The 18,333-nt window shown below is 54.1% G+C and carries 16 protein-coding genes; 2 read left to right on the top strand and 14 right to left on the bottom strand.

What is annotated here, in order from left to right:
• Positions 1–76 precede the first annotated feature (76 nt).
• The 3 genes from menF to SK36_RS05530 form a co-directional block, all read right to left on the bottom strand.
• The gene (gene menF, locus SK36_RS05540) at positions 77–1,375 is read right to left on the bottom strand and encodes an isochorismate synthase MenF (RefSeq protein ID WP_048220988.1); all 1,299 of its coding nucleotides are present in this window, start codon (positions 1,373–1,375) and stop codon (positions 77–79) included.
• A gap of 104 nt (positions 1,376–1,479) precedes the next feature.
• Entirely contained in the window at positions 1,480–1,785 is a 306-nt protein-coding gene (gene elaB / locus SK36_RS05535; RefSeq protein WP_045445550.1) for a stress response protein ElaB, read from the bottom strand.
• Between the two features lie 53 nt (positions 1,786–1,838).
• Positions 1,839–2,291 carry a GNAT family N-acetyltransferase gene (locus tag SK36_RS05530; protein ID WP_045445553.1) on the bottom strand — a complete coding sequence of 151 codons (453 nt, stop codon included), beginning with the start codon at positions 2,289–2,291 and terminating at the stop codon, positions 1,839–1,841.
• Between the two features lie 68 nt (positions 2,292–2,359).
• Here SK36_RS05530 and rbn point away from each other — a divergent pair, with 68 nt between their 5' ends.
• Together rbn and SK36_RS05520 are read left to right on the top strand one after the other, a co-directional pair.
• Positions 2,360–3,277, top strand: coding sequence for a ribonuclease BN (gene rbn / locus SK36_RS05525; protein ID WP_048222583.1), 918 nt, complete (start codon positions 2,360–2,362; stop codon positions 3,275–3,277).
• Positions 3,278–3,340: 63 nt separating this feature from the next.
• Positions 3,341–4,345, top strand: a complete 1,005-nt coding sequence (locus SK36_RS05520) for a chemotaxis protein (protein ID WP_045445556.1) — start codon at positions 3,341–3,343, stop codon at positions 4,343–4,345.
• A gap of 55 nt (positions 4,346–4,400) precedes the next feature.
• On the opposite strand, the gene nuoN is transcribed toward SK36_RS05520, so the two are convergent.
• From nuoN to nuoC, 11 genes are all read right to left on the bottom strand, one after another.
• Positions 4,401–5,858: an NADH-quinone oxidoreductase subunit NuoN gene (gene nuoN / locus SK36_RS05515; RefSeq protein ID WP_045445559.1), complete on the bottom strand. Its 1,458-nt coding sequence runs from the start codon at positions 5,856–5,858 to the stop codon at positions 4,401–4,403.
• A gap of 6 nt (positions 5,859–5,864) precedes the next feature.
• Positions 5,865–7,394, bottom strand: coding sequence for an NADH-quinone oxidoreductase subunit M (gene nuoM / locus SK36_RS05510; RefSeq protein WP_045445562.1), 1,530 nt, complete (start codon positions 7,392–7,394; stop codon positions 5,865–5,867).
• Between the two features lie 123 nt (positions 7,395–7,517).
• Positions 7,518–9,359 (bottom strand): NADH-quinone oxidoreductase subunit L, encoded by a 1,842-nt coding sequence (nuoL, locus tag SK36_RS05505; RefSeq protein WP_045445564.1) that lies wholly within the window; start codon positions 9,357–9,359, stop codon positions 7,518–7,520.
• Positions 9,356–9,658 carry an NADH-quinone oxidoreductase subunit NuoK gene (gene nuoK / locus SK36_RS05500; RefSeq protein ID WP_000612644.1) on the bottom strand — a complete coding sequence of 101 codons (303 nt, stop codon included), beginning with the start codon at positions 9,656–9,658 and terminating at the stop codon, positions 9,356–9,358. The genes nuoL and nuoK overlap by 4 nt, the downstream gene beginning before the upstream one ends.
• Complete coding sequence (gene nuoJ / locus SK36_RS05495) at positions 9,655–10,209, bottom strand: NADH-quinone oxidoreductase subunit J (RefSeq protein ID WP_045445570.1); 555 nt, start codon at positions 10,207–10,209, stop codon at positions 9,655–9,657. Before nuoJ ends, nuoK begins: the two co-directional genes overlap by 4 nt.
• Before the next feature lie 11 nt (positions 10,210–10,220).
• The gene (nuoI, locus tag SK36_RS05490; protein ID WP_005129470.1) at positions 10,221–10,763 is read right to left on the bottom strand and encodes an NADH-quinone oxidoreductase subunit NuoI; all 543 of its coding nucleotides are present in this window, start codon (positions 10,761–10,763) and stop codon (positions 10,221–10,223) included.
• A gap of 14 nt (positions 10,764–10,777) precedes the next feature.
• The gene (gene nuoH, locus SK36_RS05485) at positions 10,778–11,755 is read right to left on the bottom strand and encodes an NADH-quinone oxidoreductase subunit NuoH (RefSeq protein WP_003028063.1); all 978 of its coding nucleotides are present in this window, start codon (positions 11,753–11,755) and stop codon (positions 10,778–10,780) included.
• Entirely contained in the window at positions 11,752–14,478 is a 2,727-nt protein-coding gene (nuoG, locus tag SK36_RS05480; RefSeq protein WP_045449731.1) for an NADH-quinone oxidoreductase subunit NuoG, read from the bottom strand. Before nuoG ends, nuoH begins: the two co-directional genes overlap by 4 nt.
• A gap of 204 nt (positions 14,479–14,682) precedes the next feature.
• Positions 14,683–16,020, bottom strand: a complete 1,338-nt coding sequence (gene nuoF, locus SK36_RS05475) for an NADH-quinone oxidoreductase subunit NuoF (protein ID WP_003839356.1) — start codon at positions 16,018–16,020, stop codon at positions 14,683–14,685.
• Positions 16,017–16,517: an NADH-quinone oxidoreductase subunit NuoE gene (gene nuoE, locus SK36_RS05470; RefSeq protein ID WP_003028069.1), complete on the bottom strand. Its 501-nt coding sequence runs from the start codon at positions 16,515–16,517 to the stop codon at positions 16,017–16,019. The genes nuoF and nuoE overlap by 4 nt, the downstream gene beginning before the upstream one ends.
• 2 nt (positions 16,518–16,519) lie before the next feature.
• A complete protein-coding gene (gene nuoC, locus SK36_RS05465) occupies positions 16,520–18,322 on the bottom strand; it encodes an NADH-quinone oxidoreductase subunit C/D (protein WP_075261760.1) in 1,803 nt (600 codons plus the stop codon).
• Positions 18,323–18,333 lie beyond the last annotated feature (11 nt).

The following is an 18,333-nucleotide window of genomic DNA, read 5'->3' as shown; positions in this document are numbered from 1 at the left end:
GTATCAATATTGCGACACAGTATAAAGAATCGAATAAATGGATTTTTGATATGAGTCGGGAATATACACGAAATCATTATCCTTCCATCTGTAATAAAGTACGTAACCCTGCCGCTTTATTGTCTATTTCCTGCCATTCCTGCTCTGGATCTGAGCCACGCACGATCCCCGCCCCGGCATACAGGCGTACCACGTTTGCATTAATTTTCGCAGAACGTAACGATACGCAAAACTCGCTTTGGCTCAGAGAGAGATATCCCGCAGATCCGGCATACCATTCGCGTTCAAAAGGTTCATGATGCTGGATAAACTCGCGCGCCAGCTCGCGCGGAATACCTGCCACGGCGGCCGTCGGCTGTAGCTGCATCAGGCAAAGCGCGTCATCTGGCTGATTCAATGCCGTCCAGATACAACGCCGCAAATGCTGCACTTTGCGTAATCTAAGCACCTGCGGGGGAAGCACGTCGAGCGTTTGCGTGCAGTTCTGTAACCGCTGGCAGATATCTTCCACCACCAGCATATTCTCACGCTGGTTTTTATCATCTTTCATTAGCCATTCGCCAAGCTGCCAGGCCCGGTGATCGTCAGGATGATTAGCGACAGTTCCGGCCAGCGCTTCGGTGCGCAAAGCGGTGTCACGCCGCCGCCACAGGCGTTCGGGAGACGAACCAAGAAAAGCGCATTCGGCGGAGAATGCCATAAAGAAATGGTAGCAGTTGAGGTTTAAACGACGGCTTGAAGCCATTACCGCTGCGGCATGCACCGGATGAGAGAACTGTAAATCGGTGGCCCTCGCCAGCACCACTTTATCGAGATCTTCTCTGGCGATGGTTTGCGTGGCAAGTTCAATCAGGCGTGTCCAGCCAGCTTTATCAGGCCAGTGCTGTTCACCGATCAAATTCAGGCGCAATGTGGGAAGTGGCTTAACACTGGCAAGTGCTGAGAGAAATGCGCCAGCACGCGCAGCATCTTCGCGCAGAGAAACATCACTATAAAGATGTAACCGTAAAGTCGCCATTCCTGCGCAGCGTCGCCACTCCAGACGGGGTAACAGTAGATTACCGCGTTGAGGCTCGAACGCATTCAATCCCCAGATCCGTAGTTCTGGATTATCTTCATGCTGGCGTAAAAACTGCTGGGCAGATTCGAGAGAAGAGAATGTGGCGGTAGCTCCCAGCACAGCAGCTTCTTCATCGCCGTTACGCTGCTGCCAGTAAAACTGCGGCCAGACGGGTTGGCTGGCCAGCCATCCTAAAGCGTCAAATGCATCGTTCAGCGGGAAAGGTATATCGTAAATACGAATTCCAGGTGCTGCTGGTATCTCTTGCGACAAATGGCGCATCAGACTTTCCAGCGCAGTAGTGATTGAATGCACGCGGACCTCTCCCTGTTAAAAACCTCTCATTATACGGGGTACTGAACAGAAAAAGCAGTACCCCCGTTTAGGGAGTACTTACTATTGCGAAGAGGGTGCTGAATTTATCGCCGTGCCAACAATAAACCCATCACTAAACCGACCGTTGCGCCGACGCCAATCCCACGCCAGGGCTTTTCATGTACATAGTCATCAGCCCGGCAAACTGCCTGCTTCGCGCGATAATAATAGCTGTCAGAGGCATGGCTTACGCGATTTCTCACATCCTCCAGCGCCTGCTCAGCGCGCGCTTTTAGCTCAAGATACTTCTGGTCAGCAGGATCACCCGATGAACGCAGCACTTCTTCCAGCGTTTCACTGAGTAGTTCCAGGTCGTCGTCAATACGTGATTCATCAGAACGAAAAGACATTATATTCTCCCTTTCTATTTACGTATCCACTAACTATAGACAACAGTGGCTATTTACGCCTCACGCGCCATGCCTATGTGTGGGATACCATCTTCGTCATAGATATCCGTTACCGGCATAAAACCAAAGCGTGCGTAAAAGGATTGCAGATGTGCCTGTGCGCCGAGATATAACGCCTTGTGCGGCCAGTGCTGCGAGCACGATGCCAACGTCTGCGCCATCAGCTGTTGACCCAGTTTTTCACCACGTAACGCTTCGCTTACGATCACTCGACCAATCACTACCGGCTCCAGATCCTCGTCACTTTTCAGAATCCTCGCATACGCTACCAGTTGACCGTTATACCACCCCAGAATATGACGGTTTTCACCCACCAGATCATCGCCGTCCACATCCTGATACGGACACTGTTGCTCAACGACAAACACCGCGCAGCGAAGCTGAAGAATGGCATACAGTTGCTGGACGTTCAGTTCTGTATGGTGGAGATCTTGCCAGTGAATCATTGTCTGCCCCTTTGTTGTGATAACCTGAACACCCTGCCTCAATGATGGCGAAAAGTGTAACGCAAAAGATGGAATTACTATTTTTAGGCACGTCTGCGGGTGTTCCCACTCGCTCACGCAATGTAACGGCAATACTACTGAATCTGCAACATCCCACGCAGGCGGGGCTATGGCTTTTCGATTGCGGCGAAGGGACGCAGCACCAGATGCTTAGTACACCGTTTAATCCGGGAAAGCTCGAGCGAATTTTTATCAGCCATCTGCATGGCGATCACCTCTTTGGCTTACCCGGGCTATTGTGTAGCCGTTCGATGGCCGGAAACGTTCAGCCACTGACACTCTACGGTCCGAAAGGATTACGGGAGTTTACCGAGACCGCATTACACCTTAGCGGCTCCTGGACCGATTATCCGCTGGAGATTGTGGAAGTTACTGCGGGTGAAATTCTGGATGATGGCTTGCGGAAAGTTACTGCGTTCGCACTGGAACACCCTGTGGAGTGTTACGGCTATCGGGTCGAAGAACATGACAAACCCGGCGCGCTTGACGCTAAAGCACTAAAGGCTGCGGGTGTGAAACCGGGTCCCTGGTTTCAGGAACTGAAAGCCGGAAAGAGCATCGTGCTGGAAGATGGCCGCTCGATTAACGGTGCAGATTTTCTCGCGCCGGCAATACCGGGCAAATCTGTTGCTATTTTCGGCGATACCGCACCGTGTGCTACCGCCATCGAGCTGGCAAAAGGTGTGGATGTCATGATTCATGAAACCACGCTGGATTCGTCGATGGAGGAAAAAGCCAACAGCCGTGGACACAGCTCTACCCGACAAGCCGCTCAGTTGGCTCTGGAGGCCGGAGTGAGCCGTTTGATAATAACCCACGTCAGCTCACGCTACGATGAAAAAGGCTGCCAGCGTTTGCTCGAAGAGTGCAGGACCCTGTTTCCGGCGACCGAACTGGCTCACGATTTCGCCATTTTCACGGTTTAGTGCTCTATTTTTTCGCCTCAGTGCCGATAACAGAGAAAAGCTGGCTTTCACACTGAGGACAGGATGAACAATTTTCAAAAAGACATCGACGACAGGACAAACCTAACCCTGTCTAACCGCTTTGAACTGTTGCTGTTTCGTCTGGGCACATCACTGGATGAGCAGAAATCGGAGCTGTTTGGCATCAACGTATTCAAGCTGCGTGAAATCGTCCCGATGCCCACGTTTACGCGTCCGGCTGGCATGAAAGCCCCGCTGTTAGGTATGGTGAATATCCGTGATCAGGTGATCCCGGTAATTGACCTGCCAGCCGTTGCCGGATGTAAACCAGAAACCGGTCTTAATATCCTGTTGATTACTGAATACGCCCGCAGCGTGCAGGCATTTGCGGTGGAATCCGTGGAAAACATTATGCGCCTGGACTGGCAGCAGGTGCATACTGCGGAGAAAGCTGTTAACGGTCGCTATATCACCAGTATCGCCTGTCTGGACGACAATAAAGAGACCAACAACCTGGCGCTGGTACTCGACGTTGAACAAATCCTGTATGACATCGTGCCGTCAAATCACGATCTGCGTGCCACCAATCTTAAAACCAGTAAGTTCAATATCACACCGGGTGCGGTAGCGATTGTTGCAGAAGACTCAAAAGTCGCCCGCGCGATGCTTGAGAAAGGGCTTAATGCCATGGAAATCCCCCATCTGATGCATGTGACGGGCAAAGACGCGTGGGAAAAAATACAGCAACTGTCTCAGGAGGCCCTGGCGGAAGGTAAACCCATCAGCGAGAAAATCGCCCTGGTGCTCACCGATCTGGAAATGCCGGAGATGGACGGTTTTACACTCACCCGCAAGATTAAAACCGATGAGCGTCTGAAAAAGATCCCGGTAGTGATCCACTCTTCACTCTCCGGTAGTGCAAATGAAGATCACGTTCGCAGAGTAAAGGCAGATGGCTACGTGGCAAAATTTGAGATTAACGAGCTGTCTTCTGTGATTCAGGAAGTGATGGAGCGCGCGGCGAAAGACGTCAGCGGACCGCTGGTAAGTCGTCAGCTTTCAGCCTGATATTTGCTGCATAAAAAAACCCGCCGAGGCGGGTTTTTTCGTTTCAACTTTTCGCTTACATCAGCGGTGCTGCCAACTGCACGATGCTGATCAACGGTTGCGGGTAGACACCGAGGATCAGAACCAGCAGAGCAGAGATCAGTACCACGATACCACCAGCACTGTACTGCCAGTTAGACGGTGCATCACGGTTAAGCTGCTGCGGTGCGCTCAGGTACAGGCTCACGGCAACGCGCAAGTAGTAGTACAAACCAATCGCGGACCCGACGACTACTGCGGCAACCAACCACCACAGGTTGGCCTGCACACCAACTGCCAGTACGTAGAATTTACCGATAAAGCCCAGCGTCATCGGGATCCCCGCCAGAGACAACATCATCACCGTCATCACTGCCGCAAGGATCGGACGATGCCAGAACAACCCACGGTAGGAGAACAGAGAATCGGCATCCGGGCCGCGGTACGGGCTGGACATCAGGCTGACCACACCAAACGCACCCAGGCTGCTGAACAGATAACCAGCCAGGTAAACGCCGACCGCTTCCATCGACATCTCACCGCTTTGCAGAGCAATCAGCGCAACCAGCAGATAACCGAGGTGAGAGATAGAAGAATAACCCAGCAGACGTTTGATGTTGGTCTGGCTCAGCGCCATCAGGTTACCGAAGATAATGGAAGCAAAGGCGATGACACCCAGCACGATACGTACCGCTTCGCTGTCACCCACCGGCGCGTACAGGAACAAACGCATTACCACGCCGAAGATAGCGATTTTGCTCGCCGTCGCCAGGAAGGTGGATACCGGAGCAGGAGCGCCCTGGTATACGTCTGGCGTCCACAGATGGAATGGCACCAGCGAGAGTTTAAAGCCCAGACCAACGATCATCAGTCCGAAACCGGCCAACAGCAGCGGTTCGTTCAGCATACCATCGCCGAGACTCTTACCGAGCGCAACAAACGACAGGTTGCCTGACTGCGCGTACACCAACGCCATACCAAACAGCAGGAATGAAGAGGCTGCGGCAGACAGGATGGTGTATTTGATACTGGCTTCCAGCGAACGCTTCTGACGGAACGCATAGCCAACCAGACCAAACAGCGGCAGAGAGATCAGTTCGATACCGAGGAACAGCGCCGCCAGATGGTTGGCGTTCGCCAGCAGAATGCCACCCAGCGCGGCGATCAACACCAGCAGGTAGAACTCTTCCCGGTTATCGTCATAGCCTTCCAGCCACGGGTAGGCAAAGGTACAGGTGGCAAGGCTCGCCAGCAGCACCAGCCCGGTGTAGAGCATAGCGAAACCGTCAACCCGCATCAGCGGGGTGACATCCATTGCGCCCGCCTGGCCAACAAACCAGAGCGAAACCAGCGCGGCGTTAAGCCCAATGACCGACAGCGTGGCATTGAGGAAGTGATTGCGTCGCCACGCAATGGAGAGCATCACAACCACCACCGTCAAGCCGACGATCAGCAGCGGTAGCAGCGCAATCAGGTGTTGTGGAGTTATTGTCATGGCGATTTACGGCCTTGTAGTAGTAACGGAATTAACAAACCACTGCTGGATGTTGCTCATCGCAGAATGCGAGGTATCCAGAATCGGCTGCGGATAGAAGCCAAGCAGTACCAGAAGCACGACCAGCAACAGGATGATAAACAGCTCACGCAGCGACATCCCTGGCAGTTCAACACTGGCAATCTGGCTTTTCGCCTTACCAAAGTAAGCGCGATGCAGCATCGCCAGCGAGTAAACAGAGGCAAATACCAGACCAAAGGTCGAGATCACCGTAATGACCGGAACCACCTGGTAACTGCCGAACAGAATCATGAATTCGCCAACGAAGTTACCGGTGCCTGGCATACCCAGCGTACATACCGCGAAGAACATCGACAGCGCTGGCAGCCATTTCATTTTGCCCCACAGACCGCCCATCATACGCATATCACGCGTATGCAGACGTTCGTACAACTGACCACACAGAATGAACAGACCGGCTGCGGACAGGCCGTGAGCGATCATCTGGATCACCGCGCCCTGGTAAGCCAGTTGGCTGCCGGTGTAGATAGCAATCAGCACGAAGCCCATGTGCGATACAGAGGTGTAGGCAATCAGACGTTTGATGTCGTACTGGTTAAAGGCCATCCACGCGCCGTAGAAAATACCGATAACGCCCAGCCACATGGCGATAGGTGCGAACTCCGCCGACGCGTTCGGGAACAGCGGCAGGGAGAAACGCAGCAGACCGTATGCCGCTGTTTTCAGCAAAATCCCCGCCAGGTCAACGGAACCTGCGGTCGGTGCCTGGGAGTGTGCGTCCGGCAACCAGCCGTGCAGCGGAACCACCGGCATTTTCACCGCGAAGGCGATGAAGAAGCCCAGCATCAGCAGATATTCCACGCCGTGGGACATCGGGGTATTCAGCAACTCTTCATAGTTGAAGGTCCAGACACCGGTTGCTTTGTAGTGCACAAATACCAGAGCCAGGATGGCGATCAACATGACCAGGCCACTCGCCTGGGTATAGATGAAGAACTTAGTGGCCGCCGTGATACGCGTTTTACCGTCAGAAGCTTTATGCCCCCACAGCGCGATCAGGAAGTACATCGGCACCAGCATCATTTCCCAGAAGAAGAAGAACAGGAACATGTCGATGGCAAGGAACACGCCAATTACGCCGCCGAGGATCCACATCAGGTTCAGGTGGAAGAAGCCCTGGTATTTTTCGATTTCATTCCAGGAACACAGTACCGCCAGAACGCCGAGCAGACCGGTCAGCACTACCATCAGCAGCGACAGACCGTCGATAGCCAGATGAATAGAGATGCCAAAGCGCGGGATCCACGGCACGACGAACTCAGACTGCCACTGCGGAATGCCAGCAGATTGCGTCAGTGAATAGCCGCCCTGCAGCCACAGTTGCAGGCCAAGCGCCAGCGTCAGTCCCATGGTTACCAGCGCGATCCAGCGCGGCACCTTCACGCCAAAGCGTTCGGTCTGCCAGCACAGGAAGCCACCGATAAAGGGAATTAATATTAGCCAGGGTAGTAACATGGCGATCTTTATTCCTTGTTAAAGTCCCAACAGGACCTGATTTTCAACGAATTCTCACGACAGAAAATTCACTTCGGATTGCGGTTTTAACGCCACCGGGCAAAACAACCGCAATCCTCAAACTCAACGCAGTACCATCAACAGTGCCAGCACGACAACCGCGCCAATGCTCATGGATGCAACATACCAGCGCAAATAGCCATTTTCGCTCAACAGCAGGCCTTTACCTGCGAAGCGAGACAGGATCGCCGGAATGTTCATCATCGAGTTCATTGGATCGCGTTTCAGCAACCAGGCTATGCCCAGGAACGGCTTGACGAATACTTTGTCATACAGCCAGTCAAAGCCCCAGGCGTTATACCACCAGGTTCCCAGCAGGCGACCCGGCGCACTGTTGGCAATTGAGGTCACCAGAGTACGTTTACCCAACCACAGCCAGGCTGCAATCAGGATGCCCGCAATCGCTACGATGCCGGAGGTAATTTCCAGCGTCATCACGCGACCATGCTCAAGCTCAGTTGTTGCCGGGAGCACGCCATGCAGCGGAGGCACAATCAACGCACCAACGAAGGTGGACAGGATCATAAGTACAATCAGCGGCAGGTGGTGGGTAATCCCCTTCCCTGCGTGAGCGTGAATTTGTTCTTTCCCGTGGAACACGATGAAAATCATACGGAAGGTGTACAGAGAGGTCATAAACGCGCCGACCAGACCTGCAACCATCAGATTGATATGACCGTTCGCCATCGCACCGGCAAGAATCTCATCCTTACTGAAGAAGCCCGCGGTAATCAGCGGCAGAGCCGACAGCGCTGCGCCACCGACCAGGAAGCAGAGATACACCAGCGGAATAGACTTACGCAGGCCGCCCATCTTGAAGATGTTCTGTTCGTGGTGGCAGGCAAGGATAACCGAGCCGGATGCCAGGAACAGCAGTGCTTTAAAGAAGGCGTGCGTCATCAGATGGAAAATCGCCGCATCCCACGCCTGAACACCAAGCGCCAGGAACATGTAGCCAATCTGGCTCATGGTGGAATAGGCGAGAACGCGTTTGATGTCGGTCTGCACCAGCGCCGCGAAACCTGCCAGCACCAGCGTGATAGCTCCGATAATCCCAACCAGATGCAGGATTTCCGGCGTCATCAGGAACAGGCCGTGGGTACGCGCAATCAGGTAAACACCCGCGGTAACCATCGTTGCGGCGTGGATCAACGCGGAAACAGGCGTCGGGCCAGCCATCGCGTCAGCAAGCCAGGTCTGCAACGGCAACTGCGCCGATTTACCGACCGCACCGCCCAGCAGCATCAGCGTTGCCCACATCAGCATGTTATTGCCATCTGCAAAGTGCGCAGGCGCCAGTTCAACCATTTCGCGGAAGTTCAGCGTGCCCAGCTCGTTGTAGAGGATGAACAGCGCGAACGCCAGGAACACGTCACCGACACGGGTCACCACGAAGGCTTTCATTGCCGCAGCGCCATTCTTCGGATCGGTGTAGTAGAAACCGATCAGCAGATAGGAGCACAGGCCCACGCCTTCCCAACCGAGGTACATCAACAACAGGTTATCAGCCAGTACCAAAACAACCATACTGGCGATAAACAGGTTGGTGTAGGCGAAGAAACGAGAGTATCCCTCTTCACCGCGCATGTACCAGGAAGCAAACATGTGGATCAGGAAACCCACGCCGGTCACAACAGAAAGCATGGTCAGTGACAGGCCGTCCAGCACCAGGTTGAAACCGATGTTAAAGTTGCCAACAGACATCCACGTCCACAGCGGAACGCTAAATGCCTGTTTACCGTTGGCGAAGAAATCCACGCCAACAAACGCGGTCACCAGCGCTGCCAGGCCAATCGACCCAACCCCTACGGTAGCGGACAGATTTTCTGACCAACGACCACGAGAAAACGCCAGTAATACAAAGCCAATAAATGGCAGAAGAATGGTTAAGGCAAGCATGTTCATCCACGCATCTCACTTACTGAATCGATGTTCAGGTTCTGGCGACGGCGATGAAGTTGCAGTAACAGCGCAAGTCCGATGCTCGCTTCAGCAGCCGCGAGACTGATGGCGAGGATATACATCACCTGACCATCGGTCTGGCCCCAGTAGCTACCCGCGACCACAAAGGCCAGCGCAGAAGCGTTAATCATGATTTCCAACCCGATCAGCATAAACAGCAGATTGCGGCGGATAACCAGACCGGTTAAGCCCAGCACGAATAAAATCGCAGCGAGGATCAATCCATGTTGTAAGGGGATCATGCGTGCTCCTCCGTTTTTCTTTTCGCGCGATCGTCGGTGCGGTTGCTCAGCACTTCACCCATACGCTCTTCGCGACCGACGTGGAAGGCCACAACCAGACCAGCCAACAGCAGCATCGAAGCCAACTCAACCGCCAGAACATAAGGTCCGAACAGGGAAATACCGACTGCTTTCGCGCTGATTGGCGTACCGTCGATGCCCTGATCATTAACACCCAGAATGGCGTAAACGATGACCACCAGCATAATGGCCGACAGAATTGCCGGACCAATCCATACTTGTGGTTTCAGCCACTGACGTTCCTGTTCAATTTCAGAACCGCCGAGGTTCAGCATCATTACAACGAACACGAACAGCACCATGATGGCGCCCGCATAAACGATAATTTCCAGCGCACCCGCAAAGTAAGCACCTAACGAGAAGAACACCCCAGAAATCGCCAGCAGCGAAATAATCAGATACAGCAGTGCGTGTACCGGATTGGTATGGGTGATCACCCGCAAGGTTGCGAGAATGGCTATCAGGCCACAGATATAAAAAGCGAACTCCATTGCCCCTCTCCTTACGGTAACAGGCTCTTGACGTCGATAGGCTTGGCTTCGTTCTCAGCTTCGCCTTTATCTTTGCCGTCGATTGCCATACCTGCCATCCGGTAGAAGTTATATTCCGGGTATTTGCCCGGACCGGAGATCAGCAGATCCTCTTTCTCGTAAACCAGGTCCTGGCGCTTGTACTCACCCAGTTCAAAGTCTGGGGTAAGCTGAATTGCCGTTGTCGGACAGGCTTCTTCGCACAGGCCACAGAAAATGCAGCGTGAGAAGTTAATGCGGAAAAACTCCGGATACCAGCGGCCATCTTTGGTCTCCGCTTTTTGCAGAGAGATACAACCTACCGGACAGGCTACCGCACACAGGTTACAGGCAACGCAACGTTCTTCACCGTCAGGATCGCGCGTCAGCACGATACGTCCGCGAAAACGGGGTGGTAGATAGACCGGCTCTTCCGGGTACATCTGCGTTTCGCGTTTCGCGAACGCATGCAGGCCGATCATCCAGATACTGCGTACCTGGGTGCCGAAGCCTACTAACAATTCTTTTAAGGTCATGGTCTTTGTGTCCCTTATTGCGCCTGCCAGAGAATGACAGCCGCCGTTACCAGCAAGTTGACGAGCGTCAGCGGCAGGCAGACTTTCCAGCCGAAGGACATTACCTGGTCATAACGAGGACGCGGTAACGACGCACGAATCAAAATGAACATCATCATGAAGAACGCGGTTTTCAGCGCGAACCAGACGAATGGCGGTAAGAACGGGCCATGCCAGCCACCGAAGAACAAGGTAACCATCAGCGCAGAAATGGTGACGATACCAATGTACTCACCCACAAAGAACAGACCGAATTTCATACCGGAGTATTCAATGTGGTAACCATCGGCCAGTTCCTGCTCGGCTTCCGGCTGGTCAAACGGATGACGGTGACACACCGCCACACCCGCGATGGCAAAGGTGACAAAACCAAAGAACTGCGGAATAACGTTCCAGATATCAGCCTGGTTATTGACGATGTCGGTCATATTGAATGAACCGGCTTGCGCCACCACGCCCATCAGGGAAAGTCCGAGAAACACTTCGTAACTGAGCGTCTGCGCAGAAGCACGCATCGCACCCAGCAGCGAGTATTTGTTGTTGCTTGACCAACCGGCGAACAGTACCGCGTAAACGGCCAGACCCGCCATCATCAGGAAGAACAGGATCCCGATGTTCAGATCAGCAACCACCCAGTTCGGGCTGACTGGCACAATTGCAAAAGCCAGCAACAGAGAGGTGAAGGCGATCATCGGTGCCAGAGTAAAGATGACGCGATCCGAGAATTTCGGGATCCAGTCTTCTTTAAAGAACATTTTGATCATGTCCGCGACCAGCTGGAGCGAACCGCCCCAGCCAACACGGTTCGGTCCGTAACGATTCTGGAACAGACCCAGCAGACGACGTTCACCAAAGCTCATGAATGCCCCGCAGGTGACCACCACCAGCAGGATCACTACCGCTTTGAGAATGCTCAGCAGGATCTCAATCAGATCGGGTGTAATCCAACTCATTGTTGTGCCTCCTGCAGATCCTCAAGACGCGCGCCTGCCAGTACCGGTGCGATGCCAGGCATACCCATCGGCAAACCAACCTGCCCTGCCGATAATCCTTCAGAGATTTCAACCGGCAGTGTCACCGTATTGCCATCGTAGCTAAAGGAAACTCGCGTACCGACATTTACGCCCAACTTCGCGGCATCCGCCGGGTTGAGTTTGATGTACGGCTGCGGCATGCGCGTCTGGAAGACCGGTGCGCGCTGGGACATTTCGTCGCTGCCAAACAGATGATAGTAAGGTGCAATACGCCACTGACCATCCTGCGCCTGGAAGCTCGCAGGAACGGTAGTGAAGTAGTCCAGACCGCCTTCTGACGCTTCAATCAGACGCACACCCGGATCGCCATGACGCAGTTTACCGCCCACTTCATCCTGGAACTTGTTCCACGCTTGCGGGGAGTTCCAGCCTGGAGCCCAGGCAAACGGAATCTGTGAACGCGGCGCATCCGGCTGGTTGTTCCCTTCCATTGAGAAAGCGAACATGGTGTCTTTATCCTGCGGCTGACGCGGTTCGTGTACGCTGATGTTGGCGCGCATTGCGGTACGACCGCTGTAACGGTGCGGCTCACGTGCCAGTTTCTGTCCACGGATGCGGAAGCTCGCGTCCGGCGCAGCATCTTTAATGCCTGCCAGCTGCGGCAATGCGGCAACGGCAGCGTCAATAACGTGATCGAGTTGCGTCCAGTCCACTTCGCGGTTTTGCACAGTGCTGTGCAACGAATGCAGCCAACGCCAGCTCTCCAGCATAATCGTTTTGCTGTCGTAGTAGGACGGGTCATACACCTGGAAGAAGCGCTGTGCGCGACCTTCGTTGTTGATGACCGTACCATCGCTCTCAGCAAAGCTTGCGGCAGAAAGCACCAGGTGAGCATTTTCCATGATCGCCGTACGTTGATGGTCAACAACCATCACCAGAGGCGCTTTCGCCAGTGCGGCGTTAACGCGAGTCGCACTTGCATGACGATGCAGGTCGTTTTCCAGCACCACCACCGCGTCAGCACGACCGGTTTCCAGCTCAGTCAGCGCATCCTCAAGAGATCCGCCGCCAATCATGCCCAGACCCATACTGTTCACTGAGCGAGCAATCATGGTAATGCCTACGTCAGCGCCGCGACCTTTCAGCGCCTTCGCCACGTTAGCCGCCGCCTGAATCACTTCTGCGCTACCGGCGTTAGTACCGGAGATAATCAGCGGTTTCTTAGCACCAGCCAGAGCCTGAACGATGACGTCGATTTTGTTCTGCAGGTCACGGTCGATGCCCTCAACCGCTGGCGCGTTGTTATCCAACGCATGAGCGATAGCAAAACCTAACCGCGCCTGATCTTCAACCGGCGCACGGTAAGTCCATGCTGCGATATCATCCAGACGAGTGCTGTCAACGTTGGTCACGAACAGCGGATGCTTGGCTCGCTGACCGATATTAAGGATTGCCGCAATCTGCCAGTCAGCGACTTTTTGCGCCGCAGCCATCTCACGGGCTTTGCCTTTCACAGCCTGACGAACCGCCAGCGCAACACGCGCGCCGGTCTGGGTAACATCTTCGCCCAGTACCAGTACCGCATCATACGATTCGATATCGCGCAGTGCAGGCGTATGAATACCACCGTCACGCAGCACGCTCAGTGCCAGTTGCAGACGTTCCAGTTCGCCCTGAGCAATACCGGTATAAAAGTTTTCCGCACCCACCAGTTCACGCAGCGCGAAGTTGCTCTCGACGCTGGCTCGTGGGGAACCGATGCCGATGACTTTCTTCGACTGACGCAGAATATCTGCCGCGCCCTGCATCGCCTGCTCGGCATTAAGGGTAATCAGATCATCGCCGCGACGCTGTACCGGCTGACGCGGACGGTCTTTCAGGTTCACGTAACCATAGCCAAAACGACCACGGTCGCAGAGGAAGTAGTGGTTAACGGTACCGTTGTAGCGGTTTTCGATTCTACGCAGTTCACCGTAGCGCTCACCCGGGCTGGTGTTACAGCCAATGGAGCATTGCTGGCAGATGCTTGGCGCAAACTGCATGTCCCATTTACGGTTATAACGCTCGGAGTGCGTTTTATCAGTAAATACGCCGGTCGGGCAGATCTCTACCAAGTTGCCGGAGAATTCGCTTTCAAGCGTACCGTCTTCCGGGCGACCGAAGTAGACGTTGTCATGTGCGCCATATACGCCCAGATCCGCGCCATCTGCATAATCTTTGTAGTAGCGTACGCAGCGGTAGCAGGCAATGCAGCGGTTCATTTCGTGAGAGATGAATGGCCCCAGATCCTGGTTGCGGTGAGTACGCTTAGTGAAGCGGTAGCGACGGAAGCTATGACCTGTCATTACGGTCATATCCTGAAGGTGGCAGTTCCCCCCCTCTTCGCAGACCGGACAGTCATGTGGGTGGTTAGTCATCAACCATTCCACCACGCTCTCACGGAACTGTTTCGCTTCTTCGTCGTCAATAGAAATAAAGGTGCCTTCGGTGGCCGGTGTCATACAAGACATCACCAGGCGACCACGCGTGTCTTCCGCGTTTTGGTATTGCTTCACCGCACACTGGCGGCAAGCACCGACGCTTCCCAGCGCCGGGTGCCAGCAAAAGTACGGAATATCAAGGCCGAGAGACAGACAAGCTTCCAGCAGGTTGTCCGCTCCGTTGACCTCATATTCTTTGCCGTCTACATGAATCGTAGCCATAGTCAGCATGCTTCCAGTTGGCCTAAATAACCTTCATCCTTCACACTCTGGCTGTATTGGCTGCCATCGCTCCCCCAGTCATTTAGTTCACTAAACTCCTGGGACTCGCTCTGTTGCTGCCTTGCCACAGCGCGAAGGTCTCGGTTATTTTTTAGGCATTAATCGAAATTTTTTCTCAGGTATCGCAAAACGCCAATACCGCTATTACCAGCGCTCTTTAAGCAGGTTCGGCTGAATACCACCAATTGCATGGGTATTGCTGAAGGTCTGCTTGATGCCAGCTTCGAATTCTTCGCGGAAATATTTAATGGCGCTCTGCAGCGGTTCGACCGCACCCGGTGCGTGTGCACAGAAGGTTTTACCCGGACCGAGGAAACGACACAGTTGCTCAAGTGTCTCGATATCCCCAGGCTGGCCTTCACCACGCTCCAGCGCACGCAGAATTTTCACACTCCACGGCAGACCGTCACGACACGGCGTACACCAGCCGCAGGATTCACGGGCAAAGAACTCTTCCAGGTTACGCACCAGCGGTACCATGCCAATCTCGTGATCGACAGCCATTGCCAGCGCGGTACCCAGACGACTCCCCGCTTTACCGATACTTTCGAATTCCATCGGCAGGTCAAGGTGTGCTTCGGTCAGGAAGTCGGTTCCCGCGCCGCCCGGCTGCCAGGCTTTAAACTTCAGGCCATCACGCATGCCGCCAGCGTAGTCTTCAAGAATTTCACGCGCGGTGGTGCCGAAGGGCAGTTCCCACAATCCCGGGTTTTTCACGCGACCGGAGAAACCCATCAGCTTGGTGCCAGCGTCTTTGCTCTTCGAAATGTTCTGGTACCACTCCACGCCGTTGGCGAGAATTGCCGGCACGTTACATAAGGTTTCGACGTTGTTAACGCAGGTCGGCTTACCCCATGCGCCAGAGCTTGCCGGGAACGGCGGCTTCGAGCGCGGATTAGCACGGCGACCTTCGAGGGAGTTAATCAGTGCGGTTTCTTCACCACAGATGTAACGCCCTGCCCCGGTGTGCACGAACAGTTCGAAGTCGAAACCGGTGCCCATGATGTTCTTGCCAAGCAGACCCGCTTCGGTTGCTTCGGCAATCGCACGGCGCAGATGCACAGCCGCTTCAATATATTCACCGCGCAGGAAGATGTAACCACGGTACGCTTTCAGCGCAAACGCAGAGATCAACATACCTTCCACCAACAGGTGCGGCAGTTGTTCCATCAGCAAACGGTCTTTATAGGTACCCGGCTCCATTTCATCCGCGTTACACAGCAGGTAACGGATGTTCATGGATTCGTCTTTCGGCATCAGACTCCACTTAAGACCTGTGGAAAAGCCCGCGCCGCCGCGCCCTTTCAGGCCAGCGTCTTTTACCTGGTTGACGATTTCATCCGGTGACAGCCCGGTCAGGGCTTTACGCGCACCTTCGTAGCCGTTTTTGCTACGGTATTCGTCCAGCCATACTGGCTGTTTGTCATCACGCAGACGCCAGGTCAGCGGATGTGTTTCGGGAGTACGGATAATGTCTTTCATTTATACCGCTCCAGCAGTTCGGGGATGCCTTCCGGGGTCAAGTGAGCGTGAGTGTCCTCATCGATCATCATGTTTGGCCCTTTATCGCAGTTCCCCAGGCAACAGGTTGGCAGCAGCGTAAAGCGACCGTCAAAAGTCGTCTGCCCCGGCTTGATGTTGAGTTTTTTCTCAAGCGCGGCCTGGATCCCCTGATAGCCGTTGATATGGCACACCACGCTGTCGCAATAGCGGATCACATGGCGGCCAACTGGCTGGCGGAAGATCTGGCTGTAGAATGTCGCAACACCTTCAACGTCGCTTGCCGGGATACCCAGCACGTCAGCGATCGCATAGATCGCCCCATCCGGCACCCAGCCACGCTGCTTCTGAACAATTTTCAGCGCTTCAATGGACGCCGCACGCGGGTCTTCGTAGTGGTGCTTCTCGTGCTCAATAGCTTCACGCTCAGCCGCACTCAGCTCAAAAGCCTCGGTTTGTGGTTGTTGATTCTCGTGCATAATTAGCGGTCCACATCTGACATAACAAAATCGATACTACCCAGATGGACGATCAGGTCGGACACCAGGCTGCCACGTACCGCTACCGGGATCTGCTGCAGATGCGCAAAGCTCGGCGTACGGATACGAGTACGGTAACTCATGGTGCTGCCATCGCTGGTCAGGTAGTAACTGTTGATACCCTTGGTCGCTTCAACCATCTGGAAGGACTCGTTCGCCGGCATGACCGGACCCCACGATACTTGCAGGAAGTGGGTGATCAGGGTTTCGATATGTTGAAGCGTGCGCTCTTTCGGTGGCGGCGTGGTCAGCGGGTGATCCGCTTTGAACGGGCCTTCCGGCATGTTGTTGAGGCACTGCTCAAGGATGCGCAGACTCTGACGCAGTTCTTCAACTTTCAGCATTACGCGGGTATAGCAGTCGGATACACCACCACCAACCGGCACTTCAAAGTCAAAGTTTTCGTAGCCAGAGTACGGACGTGATTTACGCACGTCGAAATCAACACCTGTCGCACGCAACGCGGCACCGGTACAACCCCAGTCCAGCGCTTCTTTCTTGCCGTAAGCGGCAACGCCCTGCGAACGACCTTTCAGGATGGTGTTACGCAGCGCCGCTTTCTCGTAAGAATCCAGACGCTTCGGCATCCAGTCCAGGAAATCACGCAGCAGTTTGTCCCAACCGCGCGGCAGATCGTGCGCAACACCGCCAATACGGAACCAGGCCGGGTGCATACGGAAACCCGTGATCGCTTCCACCACGTCATAGATTTTTTGACGGTCGGTAAAGGCGAAGAATACCGGAGTCATTGCGCCGACGTCCTGAATAAACGTCGAGATATACAACAGGTGGCTATTGATACGGAACAGTTCGGAAAGCATTACGCGGATCACGTTGACACGATCCGGTACGGTAATGCCCGCCAGTTTTTCTACCGCCAGCACATAAGGCATTTCGTTGACGCAGCCGCCGAGATATTCGATACGGTCAGTGTACGGAATGTAGCTGTGCCAGGACTGACGTTCACCCATCTTTTCAGCACCACGATGGTGGTAACCGATGTCAGGCACACAGTCGACAATTTCTTCGCCATCAAGCTGCAGAACAATACGGAATGCACCGTGAGAAGACGGGTGGTTAGGACCGAGGTTGAGGAACATAAAGTCCTCATTTTCGGTACTACGCTTCATGCCCCACTCTTCAGGTTTGAAGGTCAGTGATTCCATTTCCAGATCCTGCTTGGCTTTGGTCAGCTCAAACGGATCGAATTCAGTGGCACGCGCCGGGTAATCTTTACGCAGCGGATGTCCCTGCCAGGTATGAGGCATCAGCAGGCGCGTCAGGTGCGGGTGGCCTTCGATATCGATGCCAAACATTTCCCAGGTTTCGCGCTCATACCAGTTAGCGTTCGGGAACAGTTTGGTGAAAGTCGGTACGCGTAGATCGTTTTCAGACAATGCCACCTTGAGCATGATATCGCGATTGCGTTCAATGGAGATCAGGTGATAGAAAACGGAAAAATCCGCGGCAGGTAACCCTTCGCGGTGCGTACGCAGACGTTCGTCCATGCCGTGTAAGTCAAACAGCATGACGTAAGGTTTCGGCAGTCTCTTTAAGAAATCGCCAACTTCCAGTAATTGTTCACGCTTGACCCAAACAACGGGTACCCCGGTGCGAGTCGCCTGAACGGTAAAGGCATCCGGCCCAAAACGGTTGCGCAGTTCGCCAATGACCGGGTCATCGAGATGATCCCGTGTCTGCCATGCAGCTTCTTGCGCGGTTAAGTCGGTCATATTGTTCACCATTGCAAATGGTC

This window comes from Citrobacter sp. MGH106 (assembly GCF_001037495.1).
GTDB lineage: Bacteria > Pseudomonadota > Gammaproteobacteria > Enterobacterales > Enterobacteriaceae > Citrobacter > Citrobacter murliniae.
This window is presented reverse-complemented; position numbering and strand designations above follow the sequence as displayed.

Excerpts from the sequence above, each read along its gene's own strand:
- elaB (WP_045445550.1), bottom strand. The coding sequence starts at position 1,785 with ATGTCTTTTCGTTCTGATGAATCACGTATTGACGACGACCTGGAACTA.
- SK36_RS05530 (WP_045445553.1), bottom strand. The coding sequence starts at position 2,291 with ATGATTCACTGGCAAGATCTCCACCATACAGAACTGAACGTCCAGCAA.
- rbn (WP_048222583.1), top strand. The coding sequence starts at position 2,360 with ATGGAATTACTATTTTTAGGCACGTCTGCGGGTGTTCCCACTCGCTCA.
- SK36_RS05520 (WP_045445556.1), top strand. The coding sequence starts at position 3,341 with ATGAACAATTTTCAAAAAGACATCGACGACAGGACAAACCTAACCCTG.
- nuoN (WP_045445559.1), bottom strand. The coding sequence starts at position 5,858 with ATGACAATAACTCCACAACACCTGATTGCGCTGCTACCGCTGCTGATC.
- nuoM (WP_045445562.1), bottom strand. The coding sequence starts at position 7,394 with ATGTTACTACCCTGGCTAATATTAATTCCCTTTATCGGTGGCTTCCTG.
- nuoL (WP_045445564.1), bottom strand. The coding sequence starts at position 9,359 with ATGAACATGCTTGCCTTAACCATTCTTCTGCCATTTATTGGCTTTGTA.
- nuoK (WP_000612644.1), bottom strand. The coding sequence starts at position 9,658 with ATGATCCCCTTACAACATGGATTGATCCTCGCTGCGATTTTATTCGTG.
- nuoJ (WP_045445570.1), bottom strand. The coding sequence starts at position 10,209 with ATGGAGTTCGCTTTTTATATCTGTGGCCTGATAGCCATTCTCGCAACC.
- nuoI (WP_005129470.1), bottom strand. The coding sequence starts at position 10,763 with ATGACCTTAAAAGAATTGTTAGTAGGCTTCGGCACCCAGGTACGCAGT.
- nuoH (WP_003028063.1), bottom strand. The coding sequence starts at position 11,755 with ATGAGTTGGATTACACCCGATCTGATTGAGATCCTGCTGAGCATTCTC.
- nuoG (WP_045449731.1), bottom strand. The coding sequence starts at position 14,478 with ATGGCTACGATTCATGTAGACGGCAAAGAATATGAGGTCAACGGAGCG.
- nuoF (WP_003839356.1), bottom strand. The coding sequence starts at position 16,020 with ATGAAAGACATTATCCGTACTCCCGAAACACATCCGCTGACCTGGCGT.
- nuoE (WP_003028069.1), bottom strand. The coding sequence starts at position 16,517 with ATGCACGAGAATCAACAACCACAAACCGAGGCTTTTGAGCTGAGTGCG.
- nuoC (WP_075261760.1), bottom strand. The coding sequence starts at position 18,322 with ATGGTGAACAATATGACCGACTTAACCGCGCAAGAAGCTGCATGGCAG.